Origin of the sequence: Vibrio sp. 2092, from assembly GCF_033339635.1 — a bacterium.
GTDB lineage: Bacteria > Pseudomonadota > Gammaproteobacteria > Enterobacterales > Vibrionaceae > Vibrio > Vibrio alginolyticus.
This window is the reverse complement of record NZ_JAWOUY010000020.1, coordinates 57,044-75,520: the sequence shown is the minus strand read 5'-3', so window position 1 is coordinate 75,520 and position 18,477 is coordinate 57,044. Positions and strand designations below refer to the sequence as shown.

Annotated in this window: 12 protein-coding genes; 11 read left to right on the top strand and 1 reads right to left on the bottom strand. The window is 42.8% G+C overall.

Features of this window, described 5'->3' with window-relative positions; translation table 11 throughout:
• Window positions 1-80 precede the first annotated feature (80 nt).
• The 11 genes from R7P80_RS24535 to rmf all read left to right on the top strand — a co-directional run bounded on the left by R7P80_RS24535 (window position 81) and on the right by rmf (window position 17,803).
• Complete coding sequence (locus R7P80_RS24535; protein WP_005377438.1) at window positions 81-746, top strand: hypothetical protein; 666 nt, start codon at window positions 81-83, stop codon at window positions 744-746.
• Between the two features lie 226 nt (window positions 747-972).
• The gene (gene pepN / locus R7P80_RS24530; RefSeq protein ID WP_225492017.1) at window positions 973-3,579 is read left to right on the top strand and encodes an aminopeptidase N; all 2,607 of its coding nucleotides are present in this window, start codon (window positions 973-975) and stop codon (window positions 3,577-3,579) included.
• A gap of 65 nt (window positions 3,580-3,644) precedes the next feature.
• Entirely contained in the window at window positions 3,645-3,863 is a 219-nt protein-coding gene (locus R7P80_RS24525) for a DUF2835 domain-containing protein (RefSeq protein ID WP_005377440.1), read from the top strand.
• 201 nt (window positions 3,864-4,064) lie between these two features.
• Window positions 4,065-8,906: an NAD-glutamate dehydrogenase gene (locus R7P80_RS24520; RefSeq protein ID WP_149192348.1), complete on the top strand. Its 4,842-nt coding sequence runs from the start codon at window positions 4,065-4,067 to the stop codon at window positions 8,904-8,906.
• A gap of 311 nt (window positions 8,907-9,217) precedes the next feature.
• Window positions 9,218-10,228, top strand: coding sequence for a quinone-dependent dihydroorotate dehydrogenase (pyrD, locus tag R7P80_RS24515; RefSeq protein ID WP_005377443.1), 1,011 nt, complete (start codon window positions 9,218-9,220; stop codon window positions 10,226-10,228).
• Between the two features lie 168 nt (window positions 10,229-10,396).
• Window positions 10,397-10,939, top strand: coding sequence for a cell division protein ZapC (locus R7P80_RS24510; RefSeq protein WP_005377444.1), 543 nt, complete (start codon window positions 10,397-10,399; stop codon window positions 10,937-10,939).
• 486 nt (window positions 10,940-11,425) lie between these two features.
• Window positions 11,426-13,546 carry a bifunctional 23S rRNA (guanine(2069)-N(7))-methyltransferase RlmK/23S rRNA (guanine(2445)-N(2))-methyltransferase RlmL gene (gene rlmKL / locus R7P80_RS24505; RefSeq protein WP_053350765.1) on the top strand — a complete coding sequence of 707 codons (2,121 nt, stop codon included), beginning with the start codon at window positions 11,426-11,428 and terminating at the stop codon, window positions 13,544-13,546.
• Window positions 13,547-13,567: 21 nt separating this feature from the next.
• On the top strand, window positions 13,568-13,810 hold the full coding sequence (locus tag R7P80_RS24500; RefSeq protein ID WP_017821808.1) for a glutaredoxin family protein: 243 nt from the start codon (window positions 13,568-13,570) through the stop codon (window positions 13,808-13,810).
• Window positions 13,788-15,707: an ABC transporter ATP-binding protein gene (locus R7P80_RS24495; protein ID WP_005377449.1), complete on the top strand. Its 1,920-nt coding sequence runs from the start codon at window positions 13,788-13,790 to the stop codon at window positions 15,705-15,707. The genes R7P80_RS24500 and R7P80_RS24495 overlap by 23 nt, the downstream gene beginning before the upstream one ends.
• Window positions 15,708-15,714: 7 nt before the next feature.
• Window positions 15,715-17,448: a DUF3466 family protein gene (locus R7P80_RS24490; RefSeq protein ID WP_225492018.1), complete on the top strand. Its 1,734-nt coding sequence runs from the start codon at window positions 15,715-15,717 to the stop codon at window positions 17,446-17,448.
• Between the two features lie 181 nt (window positions 17,449-17,629).
• On the top strand, window positions 17,630-17,803 hold the full coding sequence (rmf, locus tag R7P80_RS24485; RefSeq protein ID WP_005377453.1) for a ribosome modulation factor: 174 nt from the start codon (window positions 17,630-17,632) through the stop codon (window positions 17,801-17,803).
• Between the two features lie 140 nt (window positions 17,804-17,943).
• Here rmf and fabA read toward each other — a convergent pair whose 3' ends face one another.
• Window positions 17,944-18,462, bottom strand: coding sequence for a bifunctional 3-hydroxydecanoyl-ACP dehydratase/trans-2-decenoyl-ACP isomerase (fabA, locus tag R7P80_RS24480; RefSeq protein WP_005390081.1), 519 nt, complete (start codon window positions 18,460-18,462; stop codon window positions 17,944-17,946).
• Between the last annotated feature and the right edge of the window lie 15 nt (window positions 18,463-18,477).

Below are 18,477 nucleotides of genomic sequence, written 5' to 3'. Positions count from 1 at the left end.
AATTTACGTGATCTACATCTAAAATTTCGCGAAAGTGAGGACTACTGGCTAAGCTAAAAGAAAACAATAAGGATGCCGATATGAAGTGGTTCTTTATTTTACTTAGCTTTTGCTGCTTTAGTGTGTTTGGTGGAGAAAACACCAGAGAAGATGAATTAAGTCACTTTGACACGCCGTTTCTCATCGGAGACTGGTATTTAATGAACCCAAACCCCGAAGAGTCAGCTGAAAACTTTCGTGCGATCAAACTCTCATTAGGTTCTGACTACAGCTTTTCTATTGATATTCAAAAGAAAGACTATTCCGTTGACCATTGGGAAGGGCTGTATAACGCAAATGAAGACACCATCGTTCTTGGTTTAAACACCGACGAGCCTCAAATTTATGCCTATCGCAACAACCATAATACGCTTGATCTTAATGGTGTAACATTCACTAAGGGATTATCCAATTCACTTGCAGGTATTTGGTCTAGCTCTCACGTATCTGGCGACGGTCTAGTGGCCAACAACATTAATCAGATGGATTTGATACTTCAACCTGATTTCGTGTTCATGTTTAGGGTTTCGAACGAAGAAGGGGATGAGTCCATCAAACAAGGTGTGTTTTACACAGAAGATGAGTTTTTGGTTCTGTTGTATGAAAATGGCGAGCATGGAACCACGTATAAGCTCAACAAGAATGAGCTAACGATCGAAGATTCCAATGGTGATATGTACGCCGTACTCAATAGAGTTACGCCATGATGCCTTTAACATGCGCCAAATTACGCGTGCGTACGGTAAGTCATTAATGTTGTTTAAATGTTAATCAAAAAACGGAGCTAGAGCACTAAAAGCTCCGTTTTTTGATAGAAAGACTTGTATTCTGATACCACAACCCCTACAAATAGCTTATATAGTGATACCAGAACTGCATTTTTGATCATGCAGTCTGGTATTTTTGTTGTTCGACATACAAGGATTTATGCTCATGTCTCAAGCTCCCCAGGCCAAATATCGTAAAGATTATAAAGAGCCATCTCATGCGATTACTGATATCGATCTTACTTTTGATCTATATGACAATGACACAATCGTTACGGCGGTATCAAAAGTTGCTCAAAAAGGCGATACAACAACGCTAGAACTCGATGGCGAAGGGCTTGAGCTACGCGCTGTAAAAGTAAATGGTGAGGATTGGGCTCATCACGAGGTGAAGGAGTCATCGCTGGTACTGACCGATCTTCCATCCGAGTTTGAACTTGAAATCGTCACCAAAATTGATCCTGAAGCGAATACAGCACTCGAAGGTTTGTACAAATCAGGCGGCGCATTTTGTACTCAGTGTGAGGCTGAGGGCTTTCGCCGTATCACGTACTATCTAGACCGTCCGGATGTTCTAGCAAAATACACAACAAAAGTGATCGCAGATAAAGCGGCTTACCCATATTTGCTGAGCAATGGTAACCGAATTGCAGAAGGCGATGCAGAGAACGGTCGTCACTGGGTTCAATGGCAGGATCCGCATCCAAAACCAGCTTACTTGTTCGCCCTTGTTGCAGGCGACTTTGATGTATTGCGTGACAAATATACAACGATGTCAGGTCGCAGTGTTGATTTAGAAATCTTTGTTGATAAAGGTAACTTAGATCGTGCAGGTCATGCGATGACATCGCTGATCAACTCGATGAAGTGGGATGAGGAACGCTTTGGCCTGGAATACGATCTGGATATTTACATGATCGTTGCTGTTGATTTCTTCAACATGGGTGCAATGGAAAACAAAGGCTTGAACATTTTTAACTCAAAATATGTTCTGGCGAACGATCAAACTGCGACAGATCGTGATTATTTAGGCATCGAAGCTGTGATAGGTCATGAGTACTTCCACAACTGGACTGGCAACCGTGTCACTTGTCGTGATTGGTTCCAACTAAGTCTAAAAGAGGGCTTAACCGTATTCCGTGACCAAGAATTCTCCTCTGACTTAGGCTCTCGTGCTGATAACCGTATTGATAACGTACGTATTATTCGTGGTCCTCAATTTGCGGAAGATGCAAGCCCAATGTCTCACCCGATTCGTCCTGACAAAGTCATTGAGATGAATAACTTCTACACGCTAACGGTGTATGAAAAGGGCAGCGAAGTTATTCGCATGTACCATACACTCCTTGGCGAAGAGGGCTTCCAAAAAGGAATGAAACTTTATTTTGAACGTCACGATGGTACCGCCGCGACGTGTGAAGACTTTGTTTCTGCAATGGAAGATGCCACCGGTGTTGATTTAAAACAGTTCCGTTTGTGGTACAGCCAATCGGGTACACCAACGCTACGCGTAAATAGCGAATACAACGCTGATGCAAAAACTTACGCACTAACGGTAGAGCAATTTACGGAGCCGACGCAAGACCAAGCAGAAAAACAAGCGCTGCATATCCCGTTCGATATCGAGTTGTATGATTCGAAAGGTCAAGTTATCCCACTGATGAGTAACGGTGAATTTGTTCATAACGTGCTGGATATTAAACAAGATAAGCAAACGTTCGTATTTGAAAATGTCGAAGAACAGCCAGTGCCATCTTTGTTGCGTGAATTCTCGGCACCAGTCAAATTAGAATACGATTACAGCGATGACGAGTTAGTCTTCTTGATGAAGCACGCAACGAACGATTTTGCTCGATGGGACGCTAGCCAAATGCTATTGGCTAAATATATTCGTCAGAATGTGAAAAACGTTCAAGCGGGACAAGAAGTATCGCTTTCTGAAGGTGTGATAGATGCTTTCCGCGGTGTGCTGTTGGATGAAACGCTTGAGCCAGCTTTCATTGCTCAAGTTTTCTCTATGCCTTCAATCAATGAGATTACTGGTTGGTACCAACAAATTGATATCGATTCCGTAGACAAAGTACTAAACATCATTACAGTGTCACTTTCTAAAGAGTTAGAAGATGAGCTAAGTGCGACTTATCACACGCTTAAGCAAGCAGAGTATACGATCGACCATGCTGCTATTGGCAAGCGTGCTTTACGTAACCGTTGCCTTCAGTACCTAGCACATACGGAAAAAGGTAATGATTTAGTCAACGCGCAGTACGCATCTGCAAATAACATGACAGATACGATTGCTGCGATGAGTGCTGCAAATAACGCTCAGCTCGAGTGTCGTGAAGCACTTATGGCAGATTACAGCGATAAATGGAAGCACGATGGTTTGGTTATGGATAAGTGGTTTGCACTGCAAGGTAGCAATCCTGCAGAGGATGCTCTTGAAAAAGTAAAAGCAACCATGAACCACGAAGCATTTAGTTTGAAAAATCCTAACCGTACGCGCAGCTTAATTGGCTCGTTCTTAAGTGCGAACCCTGTACGTTTCCATGATAAATCCGGTGTAGGTTACCAGTTTGCCGGTGAAATTCTTCGCCAACTAAATGATTCGAACCCACAAGTAGCTTCTCGAATGATTGATCCTTTGCTTAAGTTCCGTAAATACGATGAAGCTCGCCAAGCAATGATTCGTGCAGAACTTGAAAAGCTCAAAGCAATGGATAATCTTGCTAAAGATCTATTCGAAAAAGTGACTAAAGCACTAGACGAATAGTAAACAAAACAATAGGGTGGTCATTTAGACCACCTTATTTGTTTATGTCACTTAGTTTTCACTTCATGAACTATTACTACTTCAATCTCAACATTTCATATCAAACGTTTTTATCTCATTATTCTGGTGCGGCAAGTGTTGTTCAAGTTGTCACACACAACGGTTTGCGTTTGCAGTTACCCGCCGCGAGATTTAGACCATTTCTCAGTCAATTGGGCGTTAGAGGCCAGTTTAGACTAACAACTGACCAAAATAATAAGTTTCTTAAGTTAGAAACTCTGTGATGTATTGTATTTGCAGAGAGTTAAATAGGAATCTTAGTCACAGAATCGGACATTTCACCTCTTACCACTACGATTAGTTGTTAAACATTTGTAATTATGCTTTTACAATGGGCACATGCATTACCTATGCTTAGTTTCTAAGGTAACAACCTAGCTACTAAGTCCCCCTACAAAACAACAATTCTAATGTGGAGTGTGAATATGACCGCGCGTGAAAATGTAGTGCCGGTTCTGCTTGAAAAGGTTTACCAACTGATTCAAGACAAACTCGAGCTTTCTCACCAAACGCTTGTAACTAAACTTGCTCAACACTTATTCAGTAACATTGCTGATGATGATCTAATTCAGCGAAACGAATCCGACCTTTATGGTGCTGTCGTTAGCCTTTGGCACCATATCAATGAAAAAAAACCAGAAGAGATTTCGGTTCGAGTATTTAACCCGACCGTAAGTCGTCAAGGCTGGCAATCCACACACACAATCGTAGAAATTGTTGTTCCAGATAGTCCATTCTTAGTGGACTCAGTCAAAATGGCTTTAGCACGTTTGGATCTTGTTTGTCACCTAATGTTGAATAACCCAACACAGATTCAGCGTGATAAAAAAGGCCAAGTTACAGACGTAAACGGTGAGGGTGGTGTTCTTCAATCACTTTTCCACATAGAGGTAGACCGCCTCACTAGTAAAGACGAGATGCAAGCGCTTAAAGAAGAGCTGTTAAGAATTCTATCTGATACTCGCTTAGTCGTTGATGACTGGAAGCAGATGGTTGATAAGCTTAAGTTTGTTACTGATGAACTTGAGAAAAATAAAGATCGTGTTTCTATCCAAACTGATCGTATGGATGAAACGATCGCATTTCTTCGTTGGCTAGAAGATCATAACTTTACCTTTATGGGTTATAAAGATTATGACTTAAAAGAGGTCAATGGTGATACCGAACTTGTTCCTGCTAAAGAAAAAGGACTAGGTCTGTTTGCTGATGACAAGCGCGTGCGTAGCGTCAAGCTCTCTGAATTATCAGATTCAGCGCGATTAGAAGCGAAAAAACCATACGCTCTGATCATCACCAAAGGTAACAAAGCATCTCGTATCCACCGTCCAGCTTATACTGATTACATCGGTATTAAGAAGTTTGATGAAAACGGTAAAGTAATAGGTGAGCATCGCTTTACTGGTTTATATACCTCCGCCGTTTACAACCAAGCGGTACAAAGTATTCCTTTGATCCGTGAAAAAGTTGACCGTATCCTTGAAGCAAGTGGATACCGTCACGGATCATACTCATACAAAGCATTGCACAATATCTTAGAAAACTACCCACGCGACGAGTTGCTTCAAGCTAATGAAGAAGAGCTGCTTGAGGTGGGAATGGGTGTTGTACAAATGCAAGATCGTGACTTGCTGCGTTTGTTTGTTCGTAAAGACCCATTTGGTCGTTTCTTCAGTTGCATGGTTTATGTCACTAAAGATCGTTACAACACAGAATTGCGTCGTCAAACTCAACGCATTCTTAAGCAGTACTTTGGTTGCGAGCAAGAGGTTGAATTTACAACGTACTTCTCAGAAAGCCCACTAGCGAGAACACATTACATTGTTCGTGTAGACAATAACAACATTGACGTAGACGTGAAAAAGATCGAGCAAAATCTAATGGAAGTTTCTACCTCTTGGGATGACAGACTAAAAGAATCCATCATTGCTAACTTTGGTGAAAGTAAAGGCCTTCCTCTTTCAAAAGAATATATGAGTGCGTTCCCTCGCTCATACAAAGAGGACATGATGCCAGGTTCTGCGGTTGCAGATATCGAGCGCTTAGAAGCGTTAAGTGATGATAATAAACTTGGTATGTTGTTCTACCGACCTCAAGAAGAGGGAGCAGATTCCAAAGCTGTCCGCTTAAAGTTATATCATCGCGATGAACCAATTCACCTTTCTGACGTAATGCCGATGTTGGAAAACCTTGGTTTGCGTGTGATTGGCGAATCGCCATATGAGATCGAGAAAAACAACGGGCAGACTTTCTGGATCCTTGACTTCTCTATGCTGCATAAGAGCGAGAAAACCGTTGACCTTCGTGAAGCTCGTGATCGTTTCCAACAAGCATTTGCTGCCATTTGGGCGGGTAATCTTGAAAGTGATGGTTTCAACCGATTGTTATTAGGTGCGTCGTTATCTGGCCGTGAGATTTCCATTCTTCGTGCTTACGCACGATACATGCGCCAAGTAGGCTTCCCATTCAGTCAGCAGTACATCGAAGACACGCTAAGCCACTACCCAGACTTAGCGACAGGTCTAGTCAAGCTGTTCACCAAGCGATTTGATCCGAAACACAAAGGCAGCGAGAAAGGCCAAAACGATCTAATTAAAAAGCTAACAGAGCAGTTGGATCGTGTAGAGAGCTTGGATGATGATCGTATTATTCGTCGTTATATTGAAATGATCATGGCGACGCTTCGTACCAACTACTACCAAGTAGACGAGAATAAGCAGCCTAAGCCTTGGTTATCTTTGAAAATGAAGCCAAGCGATATTCCTGAGATTCCGCAGCCTGTACCTGCATTCGAGATCTTTGTTTACGCACCAGATATTGAAGGTGTTCACCTTCGTGGTGGAAAAGTGGCTCGTGGTGGTTTGCGTTGGTCAGATCGTCAAGAAGACTTCCGTACGGAGATTCTTGGCTTAGTAAAAGCGCAACAGGTTAAGAACACTGTAATTGTACCAGTGGGTGCAAAAGGCGGCTTCGTTTGTAAACGCCAGCCATCTCTCACCACTCGTGATGAAATTTTTGCGGAAGGTCAGCGTTGTTACAAACGCTTTATCCGTGCACTGCTAGATGTGTCAGATAACATCATTGAAGGAGAGGTGGTACCACCACAAAACGTTGTTCGTCACGATGAAGATGACCCATATTTAGTAGTGGCTGCCGATAAAGGCACAGCAACCTTCTCAGATTTGGCAAACTCTGTTTCTGCAGAATACAACTTCTGGCTAGGTGACGCATTCGCTTCAGGTGGTTCAAACGGTTACGATCACAAAGCAATGGGAATCACCGCAAAAGGTGGTTGGGAATCTGTTAAACGTCACTTCCGTGAAATGGGCATCAACTGTCAGACCACTGATTTTACTGCAATCGGTGTAGGTGATATGGCAGGTGACGTGTTCGGTAACGGTATGCTGTTATCGAAGCATATTCGATTGCAAGCTGCGTTTAACCACATGCACATCTTTATTGATCCAAATCCAGATTCAGCCAGCAGCTGGGAAGAGCGTAACCGCTTGTTTAATTTGCCAAGATCAAGCTGGGAAGATTACAACAAAGACTTGATCTCTCAAGGTGGTGGCATCTTCTCTCGTCGATCAAAATCGATCCAGTTGACGCCAGAAATTCAGAAAATGTTAGGTACGAAGAAAGCATCTTTAGCGCCTAACGATCTGATAAAGATGATCTTGAAAATGAAAGTCGATCTTCTTTGGAACGGTGGTATCGGCACTTACGTTAAATCATCGACAGAAACTCATACAGATGTTGGTGACCGTGCTAACGACATGCTGCGCATTGACGGCCGTGACTTAAGAGCCAAAGTGGTTGGCGAAGGTGGTAACTTGGGTATGACTCAGCTTGGTCGTATCGAATACGCACTAACTGGCGGTCGAGTGAACACGGACTTCGTTGATAACGTAGGTGGCGTTGACTGTTCGGATAATGAAGTCAACATCAAGATCTTCCTCAATGGACTGGTTTCAAATGGCGATCTTACGGTTAAGCAACGTAACCAAATTCTAGAGTCTATGGAAGACGAAGTGGGTGAAATTGTCTTGGATGATGCTTACCGTCAGTCGGAGTCGATCTCTGTTACTGAACAGCAAGGTGTTGGCATTGTTAAGGAGCAAATTCGATTCATCCACACTATGGAGAAAGCAGGGTACTTGGACCGTGCTCTCGAATACATTCCTGATGATGAAACGCTAATCGAGCGTGAAAAACAGGGACTAGGTCTGACTCGCCCTGAGCTATCAGTGTTAGTTGCCTACGGTAAAATGGTACTTAAACAGCAACTTGTTACGGATGAAATCGCAAATGATGAATTCCATGCAAAACAACTTGTTGAATATTTCCCAAGTGCGTTACGACGTAACTATAAAGATCAAATGGTTAATCACCCACTGCGAGCTGAAATTATCGCTACAGCATTGGCTAACCAGATGGTTAATGAAATGGGCTGTAACTTCGTTACTCGTTTGCAAGAAGAAACTGGTGCAAGTGTTGTCGATATTGCCAACGCTTACAGTGCGGCTAGAGAAATCTTTGATTTAGAAGCAATCCTCATGCAAACTCGCAAACTTGATAACGTTGCGACAGCGCAAGCTCAATACGAAATTATGTTTTACGTGCGCCGAGCACTGCGTCGAATTGCACGCTGGTTGCTTCGTAACCGTAGCGGCAAATGCACGGTCGGTGAGTTGATTGCTATCTACAAGCAAGATGTCAATGTTATCACTGAAACCCTAGACACTATGTTAGTTGAGTCTGAAGTTGAAGAACACAATGACTTGGCTCAAGGTTGGATAGAGAAAGGGGTTGAAGAGAAACTCGCTCACCAAGTTGCCCGCTTATCAAGCTTACAATCTGCACTGGATATTTCATCAGTAGCAAGTGAAACAGGTAAAACGGTTGAGCAAGCATCGAAACTCTACTTTAACTTGGGTGACCGTTTATCGTTGCATTGGTTCTTGAAGCAAATTAATAGCCAAGCCGTTGATAACAACTGGCAAGCACTTGCTAGAGCGGCATTCCGTGAAGATCTGGACTGGCAACAACGTCAACTTACCGCTCAGGTACTGACTTGTGGCTGCTCAACCGAAGAGCTTGACGTGATGGCTGCGTTAGAAGATTGGATTGAAACTAACGAGCAATCGTTGCACCGCTGGGAGAGTATCTTAAACGAGTTCAAAGTTGGCTCAGTACACGAATTTGCTAAGTTCTCTGTAGCACTTCGAGAGCTAGTACTTTTAAACCTCAACTGCTCATCGAAAGAGTAGTGGAATAATCAAGTCATAAGTAAAAGCCTCGTTATTTAACGGGGCTTTTTATTATCTATTATTCACATTTGGAACGAAAATAGTTACATTGTCACATTGAGTTGAAATTAAAACAGAGTGAAATCGATTGCTTTTAAGCGGTTAGTTACGATTTTTATCGCAGAAACTTGATTGTAATTGTTTGTTTTATATTTGAAAATCTTATAAAGATATAGGTTTTTACTTATTACGTTCATTTTCATTGAATTACGATGAAAAACGGTAAATAATATTGTCCCGTTTATACGGGGCTTTTTTCTTTCGGAGGCACAATGCTTTACCGTCTAGCCAGAACTGGCTTTTTCCAACTCGATGCCGAGAAGGCACATGATCTTGCAATCAAGAACTTCCAACGCTTTAACGGCACACCACTTGATCTCTTTTACCGCCAACAGTTACCAACTCGTCCAGTTGAGTGTATGGGTCTAACATTCCGTAACCCTGTTGGTCTTGCGGCTGGTTTAGATAAAAACGGCGAATGTATTGAAGCATTTGATGCCATGGGCTTTGGCTTTGTCGAAGTCGGCACTGTAACGCCACGACCACAACCAGGTAATGATAAACCACGCTTATTCCGTTTAGTGGAAGCAGAAGGGATCATCAACCGCATGGGCTTTAATAACCTAGGCGTTGATAATTTGATCGAGAATGTTAAACGAGCAAAATTCAATTGTGTTCTCGGAATTAATATCGGTAAAAATAAAGATACGCCAATTGAGAAAGGGGCAGAGGACTACCTGATTTGTATGGAAAAAGTGTATGAGTATGCTGGCTATATTGCAGTAAACATCTCATCGCCAAACACTCCAGGTCTTCGTTCACTTCAATATGGTGAAGCGCTTGATGAACTGCTTTCCGAATTAAAAGCGAAACAAGCGGAGTTATCAGAGAAGTACAACAAGTATGTCCCGTTAGCATTAAAGATTGCGCCAGATTTAAGTGACGATGAAATCTGCCAAATCTGCGATTCTTTATTGAAAAACAATATAGATGGTGTGATCGCGACTAACACAACTTTGGATCGCACGATCGTAGAAGGGATGAGACACGCCAATGAGGCAGGTGGCTTGAGTGGTCGCCCTGTGCAATCACGCTCTACGGAGGTCGTACGTAAGCTTCATGAAGAGCTTGGAGACAAACTTCCAATTATCGGTGTTGGTGGTGTAGATTCCTATGTTGCAGCCAAAGAAAAGATCATGGCAGGCGCTAAACTTGTTCAAGTCTACACTGGCTTTATTTACCACGGCCCAGGTCTCGTACGTGATATTGTTAAGAATCTTTAACACATACATCAAAAACTACTGAAAAATCAGTACCTGTTACATAAAAAAGAGGACTTTGTTTCCTCTTTTTTTTTATCCGTTCGTTTGTAGAATTTAAAAATCACGAGTAGGTAATTAAGCGTCTTACCTCTTTACCACTGATTTAACTAGTCAAGAGAGAACGGAATAATGCTTAAACCCAGCGACAAATGGAATTGGTATTTTGACGAGCAAAAAGCTTGCTTAATGCTGGATCTGGGGGAGGAAATGATTTTCCAAACCAATCTATCCCGAAAATTGTTGGTTAACTGTGCCTTCTCAAACAGTGAATTTACCGTTGATGACGCCAGCGCATTTCAAACGTTTAATGAGCGCATTCGCTGTCTCGATATCAGTGAATATCGCCAAGCTGAATTAACACTGTATTGTGTTGCTGCAAAGCGTTTTCATAAACCTGTACAGCCTAAGAGCTGGTTCTTCGATGCACAGTCCTCTGATTATGAACCTCAAGAAGGGGACATGGTCTTTCTCACAAATCAATATTCTGATGGTATGTTCATCGTTCTAGAACCAGGCGAAACATCGAGCTTATGTGCTTATGTTAACCAAGAAGCCTTTGTTCTTGATGGCAATAAGGCGCTTCAATTTGGGCAGCCGATTAAAGTAATGCATGATCGCATGGCTTGTGCAAACCACCTCTTTGCAATGACCCCTATGGCAATGGTGGGTTGAAGCTGTTTAATTTTTCTTTATTTCGTTCCTTTGTTTGCCTTAATCGACCTTATTGGGTCGATTTTTTTTGTCCTTTCCTCTGACACTCCAATCCGAAAGACCATGAAACTGTTTGTTTTCTATGCATGCAAACATGAAGCTGGTCACTTTTATTTTACTTATTTCAATTTGATTACTCCTTTAATTAGGCAACCTAGCGCCTAAAACAACCCTATTTATTCCCCTATAAAGGGTATTTGTAAGTAATTTACATCAACCAATCCCGACTGGTATATACCAAAATGCATGTAAATAAGTATTCACTTCTTCTAAAGGAAACAAAATACGTTCATGAATGAAAAACATTCAAACTAAAGATGTTGAAAGTTTTAGATCATTTGAGTGGTGATGATTTGAACTAACGGGTGGGAAAATACCTTTAAAAACGAGGCATTGATCGTAAAGTCAGGTATAATTGAAGCCATTTTTTATCAGCGAAAGAACACTATGAATCAATATCTCGCGGTAACTTCAAATGGCATGGAAAATTTGCTTGTTGAAGAACTGACTAAACTAGGCATTGAAAATGCGAAACCAGTACAGGCAGGCGTAAAATTTAAAGCGACAAACGAACAGGTTTATCGCTGTTGTTTGTGGAGCCGTTTAGCGTCTCGATTTGTACGTGTTTTATCTGAGTTCACGTGTAACAACGACATGGACTTGTATCTATCCACTTCCACTATTAACTGGGTTAACCAATTTCATAGCTCTAAACGCTTTGTTGTGGACTTTAACGGCACAAACCGTGAGATTAGAAATAGCCAATACGGAGCTATGAAGGTCAAAGATGGCATCGTAGATTGCTTTGAGAATAAAGGCTTGCCACGTCCTAATATCAGCAAAGAACGCCCAGATATTCGTATTCACGTTCGTTTGCATAAAGATAAAGCGTTGCTTGGGGTAGACATGGTAGGTAGTGGTCTTCATCAGCGTGGTTATCGACCAGAATCGGGTCGTGCGCCATTACGTGAAACGCTTGCTTCTGCGATTATCATGCGTTGTGGCTGGGATGGGCATCAACCATTACTCGATCCAATGTGTGGTTCTGGTACTTTGCTTATTGAAGCGGCAATGATGGCAGCCAACATGGCACCTGGCGTTAAGCGCAAACAATGGGGCTTCGAAGTTTTGGAAGACTTTGAACCGGAGACCTGGGCTGAGATTAAATCAGAGGCTAATGTTCAAGCTAGACGGGGTGTCAAGAAAGTTGACGCTAAGTTTTTTGGATTCGATAACGACCCCAAAGTATTAAAAGTCGCTCAAGAAAACGCCCGCAGAGCAGGTGTTGAAGAGTTGATTGAGTTTGCGCAAGGTGATGCTGCAACTATTACTCGTCCCGCAGGATTTGAACACGGTGTTATCGTTTCAAACCCACCTTACGGTGAGCGTCTAGGAACTGAGCCGGGGCTGATTGCGCTCTATACCGCATTCGGTGGACAGCTAAAATCTGAGTTTGGCGGATGTAAAGCATCTATCTTCTCTAGCTCAGACGAGCTCTTGAGTTGCCTTCGTATGCGCGCTGATAAACAGTTTAAATTGAACAATGGTGCGTTACCGTGTCACCAAAAGAACTATAGCATTGCCGAGCGCAGCGCTGATGAAGTTAAAGGTGCAGATACTAACGTTCAAATCGCACCAGACTTCTCAAACCGTTTGAAGAAAAACATTGGCAAGATTGGCAAGTGGGCTCGTAAAGAGAAACTAGACTGCTATCGTATCTACGATGCAGACCTTCCAGAATACAACGTAGCGATCGACGTGTACGGCGATCAAATTGTGATTCAAGAGTACGCAGCACCTAAGAACATCCCTGAAGAAAAAGCCAAGCGTCGTCTAACGGACATTATCCGTGCGACGATTCAGGTGACCGGTGTCGAAGCGAACAAAGTTGTACTGAAAGTTCGTGAGAAGCAGAAAGGTCGAAGCCAGTACCAAAAATTAGGTCAGGTATCAGAGACGCTCGAAGTAAACGAGTACGGTGTGAAGCTGATCGTGAACCTTCATGACTACCTAGACACAGGCCTGTTCTTGGATCATAAGATCACTCGTCGTCGTCTTGGTGAAATGGCACAGGGTAAAGATTTCCTTAACTTGTTTGCTTACACTGGTAGTGCAACAGTGCACGCTGCAGTTGGTGGTGCGCGTTCCACTACAACTGTCGATATGTCAAACACCTACTTGAACTGGGCGAAAGACAATATGCAGCTTAATGGCTGTGTAGGGCGCCAACATAAATATGAACAAGCGGACTGTTTGCAATGGCTAGAAAACGCAAAAGGTGAGTACGACTTGATCTTTATTGACCCACCTACGTTCTCTAACTCTAAGCGTATGGAAACATCATTCGATGTACAACGTGACCACATTAAGCTAATGAAGAACCTCAAACGTTTACTGAGAAGTGAAGGCACAATCGTATTTTCAAATAACAAACGTCACTTCAAGATGGATGAAGAATCACTCGCTGAATTGGGTTTGAAGGCTCAGAATATTTCTTCTCAAACGTTACCATTAGATTTTGCGCGTAATAAACAGATTCATAACTGTTGGCTAGTAACGCACGCGTAGTATAAACAAAAGGATTAATACGTGCTGATATTGTATAGCACGGAGGGATGCCATCTTTGTGAGATGGCATTTGCTCTAGTAGACCAAGTCGGTTTGGCCGAGCAAACAGATATCATTGATATTGCGTTCGATGATGTACTATTTTCTCGTTACGGCGTCACAATACCCGTCTTAAAATATCAAGATTCTGAGTTGAACTGGCCGTTTGACTTAGAACAACTCACACATTGGTTGGATAATAATGGCATTACTTACCATTCATAACGCACAACTTGCATTTGGTGACCACCCATTGCTAGACAAAGCGGAGTTCGCTCTTCAAGAAAACGAACGCGTTTGTTTAGTTGGTCGTAACGGAGCAGGTAAGTCCACGTTAATGAAAGTGCTTGCCGGCGACATTTTGTTGGATGATGGCAAGATTCAAATAACTCAAGACGTAGTAGTTTCTCGGCTTGAACAAGATCCACCGCGCAATCAAGAGGGTACGGTTTACGAATACGTATCTGGCGGTTTGGCTGAAATCGGCGAACAATTGAAGATTTATCACGATCTTCTCGATCTTGTTGCTCAAGACCCAAGTGAGAAGAACATTAACCGTTTGGCGAAAGTTCAAGAGCAGCTTGATCATTCTAATGCTTGGCGCTTTGATGACCGTGTTAAGAACGTACTTGGCGCTTTAAAACTAAGCCCTGAAACCAAACTGACCGATCTATCCGGTGGCTGGCAACGTAAAGCTGCTTTAGCTCGTGCGCTGGTTTGTGATCCTGATGTATTGCTTCTTGATGAACCAACAAACCATCTCGATGTGACAACGATCGAATGGTTAGAGAACTTCTTAAAAGACTTCAAAGGCTCGATCATCTTTATTTCTCACGACCGTGCATTCATCAAGTCGATGGCGACACGCATCGTCGACTTAGATCGCGGTCAATTAGCTTCTTTCCCTGGTAATTACGAACAGTATTTGAATGACAAAGAAGAAATGCTTCGCGTCGAAGAAATGCAGAATGCTGAGTTCGATAAGAAACTAGCTCAGGAAGAAGTGTGGATTCGTCAAGGCATTAAAGCACGTCGTACTCGTAATGAAGGCCGTGTTCGAGCCCTTAAAAAACTTCGTGAAGAGCGTCGTGACCGTCGTGAAGTTCAAGGTAAAGTTAACCTAAACATCGATGATGCTTCTCGTTCTGGTAAGATTGTATTTGAAGCAGAAAATGTATCTTTTGCTTACGAAGGCAAGACAATTGTCGACGACTTTAGCTTTAACATCATGCGTGGTGACCGTATTGCACTTATCGGACCAAATGGCTGCGGTAAGAGTACGGTACTTAAATTGCTATTGGGGCAATTGGAAGCGCAGTCTGGTCGTTTACACTGCGGAACAAAATTAGAAGTCGCGTACTTTGATCAGTACCGAGAGATTTTGGATCCAGAAAAGACAGTGATCGATAACTTAGCGGATGGGAAACAAGAAGTAATGGTTGGGGGACGTCAGCGTCATGCGCTGAGTTATCTTCAAGACTTCTTATTTGCACCTAAGCGCGCCAGAACCCCGGTTAAGGCACTTTCTGGTGGTGAGAAAAACCGATTATTGCTAGCCCGTATCTTGTTGAAACCAAACAACTTACTTATTCTTGATGAACCAACTAACGATTTGGATATCGAAACGTTGGAACTTTTAGAAGAAATGCTTGCCAATTATCAGGGTACATTATTGTTAGTGAGTCACGACCGTGAGTTCGTAGACAACACAGTAACAACAAGCTGGATTTTTGAGGGTAACGGTATAATCGAAGAGTTCGTTGGTGGTTATCATGATGCTAAACAACAGCGTGACCAAGTTCTTGCTTCGCGCAGTCAGGTTGAAAAACCAACGAAGAAAGAGAAAGTGGTTGAGGAAACTCCCAAAACTACGCAACCTAAGAACAATTCGAAGAAGTTATCGTATAAGCTGCAAAGAGAATTAGAGGCTCTACCAGCTAAACTTGAACAATTAGAGTCGGATATCGAGAGCCTTCAGGAGCAAGTGAACGATCCAGAGTTCTTTGCTAAACCTGTAGAGCAAACTCAGCCGGTATTGGAACAGCTTGCTGCACTAGAGCAGGAGTTGGAAATCGCATTCGAGAGATGGGAAGAACTCGAAGCAATGCAACAGGATAGTTAAGAATTCAATGAATTGTAGTAATAAATTCAAATTGACCGCCATTGCAATGATGGTTGGTACCACAATGAACGCACAGGCGGCATTGTATCAAGTTGTTGAGGTTTCACCTCAGGATCATGGTTCAAACGGTGACTACCAAACGGCTTACGGGGTTGCAATTCAACAGGGCGATGCAGGTACAGATCCTTCAACAGGTTCACCTTTCGCTTTAGGCTGCTTTGATGCAGCAGCAAACTGCACGCCAGAGCAGTTTAAACTTGCAATGGAAACTCGCACTACACCGATTTCAGCGACACAAGCCGTGGATGGGAACAGCTATCGTGAAGAAATCCCATTCGGATTAGACGCTGGCTTTTATTACATCCAAGAACTCAAAGACTTTGAGCGTTACTGTTACAACCAGCTTCGCTATTCCACCTGTGACTCTTGGGCCTCAGTAAACTGGACGCCGTGGAATAAAGAACGTAGTAAAGACTTTACTTCTAATGCGTTAGCGTTCATAGAAGAAGATTCTGCTGCTTATAAAAATGAATATAACAATGTTATCAACCAGCTTACCGAGGATGGTGCAGCTGTCGGTAATCAGAGTAAAGTTAGCACAGAAAATGCTTCTACATTAGAAACACGAAATACCGTAGTTGCACCAGTAGAGCCAAATATTCTTACTGGCGATAGTGACGCAAGTGTTGTGCAAAGCCATGCTTGGAGCACAGACGGCATTTTTACTGTTGGCAGTGTTTCTCGAACAGCAAGCAATACCAATGGATCTCACCATACATCAAAAGCAGCGATTTGGGATCAAAGCGGAACCGTCAGTGAATTGGCTTGGCCAAGTGGCACATCTAAAGATGGAGAAAGGTTAGCTCAAGGGAGCATGCGTGACCTTGTCACTGATGGAACTACGGTCTATGGCGTAGGTTACAACACTTACAGTGATGATAACTACCTGAATGCGACTGTTTTTGTCGGAACTCTAGAAGCCGAAGGTAGCGTTGAAAACGCAACTTGGAAAAATAAAGTTGTTGTAGGAGCTAGACAGCGCGAAGGTGATGATACGGTTCATACAAACTCACGATTAACCGACGTTAACTCTAATTTTGTTGCTATTGGTGAAGCGAAACGTTCGGGCGGATACTTAATGCCAACGGGCTCTGCTCCGAATCGTCTCTTTATCGTAGATGATGTTCGTAAGGATTCTATTAGCGCTTTTTACCCAACTACTGGCATTTTCTTTAGCGGTGCGGGCGGTAAGATGGGCGGTATCAACTCTTACAATGAAATCGTCGGGCAACTTGATGCGGAAACGACTCGTGAAGACGATGGCAAGCCACGTCGTAAGCGCGGTTTTATCTATCCATATAGCGTAGGTGGCGAGACTAGTGAACGTGCTGCAACATTATTCAATGGAAAAGCTTGGTTCCTAGACAGTTTGACTAATGGCGGTGATTACTCTGAACAAAACAATCAGTTCCGTATTATCGACGCAACTGATATCAATGATGCAGGTGTGATCTCTGGTACTGCTATGAAATGTGTAGGTGGTTATAGCACAACAGCAAACAATGCGACATGTAGCTCTGAAGAGCAAATTGTAGCAGTCAAACTAGTACCTATTGCTGACGCAACTAAGGACGACATCGTATCTCGAAGCATTGACTCAACGACGACAGAGCGTCAAGGTGCAGGCCTTGGTTGGTTAGCTTTGACCATGCTTGGATTGTTTGGGTTCCGTAGAAAATAGTTAAAAATCGTCAGTAATTTTTAAATCAAGCAGAGGCTCACACATTTGAGTCTCTGCTTTTTTTATGCCTTGAGAAATTGCCTACTTTGATCGATTCTTATAAGTGGAGTCATAAAAACTCCATCAAAGTTTCACAATAACAGCTGTACGTTAGTAAATGGACCTGTATGAGGAATTAACTATGAAGAGACAAAAGCGTGATCGCCTAGAACGAGCTCAATCTCAAGGCTACAAAGCTGGGTTGAATGGAAGGTCTCAAGAGGCTTGCCCATATCAACAAGTTGATGCTCGGTCGTATTGGTTAGGTGGTTGGCGTGATGCCAGAGATGAAAGACAATCTGGTCTCTACAAATAAACTCTCCACATACAAAAAGAAGGATTCGAAAGGGCTCTACGGAGCCTTTTCTACATTATAGGGACATAGGGAAGTAGGTTAACACTCGACAACAAAAAGGCTCCTAAATAGGAGCCTTAATAAATCGATTAAAATCGTGATTAGAAGCTTGAAGTGTCTTGGAACAAGCCAACTTTCAAATCTTTTGCTACGTAGATTTCTTTGCCGTCCACACATACACGACCGTCGGCCAAACCCATCACAAGTTTACGGTTTACAACGCGTTTCATGTGGATTTCGTACGTCACTTTTTTCGCTGTTGGCAGGATCTGACCTGTAAACTTCACTTCGCCAACACCCAGAGCACGACCTTTTCCTTTGCCACCAACCCAGCCAAGGAAGAAACCAACAAGTTGCCACATCGCATCAAGGCCAAGACAACCCGGCATTACTGGGTCGCCAGGGAAGTGGCAGTCAAAGAACCACAAATCTGGAGTAATATCCAATTCCGCCAAGATCAAACCTTTACCAAAATCGCCTTCAGTCTCAGACATTTTAGTAACACGATCCATCATTAGCATGTTTGGCGCAGGAAGCTGAGGGTAACCAGGCCCAAACAGTTCGCCTTGGCTAGAAGCAAGTAGATCGTCACGGTTATAAGAATCACGTTTGTTTTGCATTATCAATTACTCCAA

Bases quoted from the DNA above. Each gene is read 5' to 3' on its own strand.
- pepN (WP_225492017.1), top strand. From the start codon at position 973: ATGTCTCAAGCTCCCCAGGCCAAATATCGTAAAGATTATAAAGAGCCA.
- R7P80_RS24510 (WP_005377444.1), top strand. From the start codon at position 10,397: ATGCTTAAACCCAGCGACAAATGGAATTGGTATTTTGACGAGCAAAAA.
- R7P80_RS24535 (WP_005377438.1), top strand. From the start codon at position 81: ATGAAGTGGTTCTTTATTTTACTTAGCTTTTGCTGCTTTAGTGTGTTT.
- fabA (WP_005390081.1), bottom strand. From the start codon at position 18,462: ATGCAAAACAAACGTGATTCTTATAACCGTGACGATCTACTTGCTTCT.
- R7P80_RS24525 (WP_005377440.1), top strand. From the start codon at position 3,645: ATGAACTATTACTACTTCAATCTCAACATTTCATATCAAACGTTTTTA.
- rmf (WP_005377453.1), top strand. From the start codon at position 17,630: ATGAAGAGACAAAAGCGTGATCGCCTAGAACGAGCTCAATCTCAAGGC.
- R7P80_RS24490 (WP_225492018.1), top strand. From the start codon at position 15,715: ATGAATTGTAGTAATAAATTCAAATTGACCGCCATTGCAATGATGGTT.
- pyrD (WP_005377443.1), top strand. From the start codon at position 9,218: ATGCTTTACCGTCTAGCCAGAACTGGCTTTTTCCAACTCGATGCCGAG.
- R7P80_RS24520 (WP_149192348.1), top strand. From the start codon at position 4,065: ATGACCGCGCGTGAAAATGTAGTGCCGGTTCTGCTTGAAAAGGTTTAC.
- R7P80_RS24495 (WP_005377449.1), top strand. From the start codon at position 13,788: ATGGCATTACTTACCATTCATAACGCACAACTTGCATTTGGTGACCAC.
- rlmKL (WP_053350765.1), top strand. From the start codon at position 11,426: ATGAATCAATATCTCGCGGTAACTTCAAATGGCATGGAAAATTTGCTT.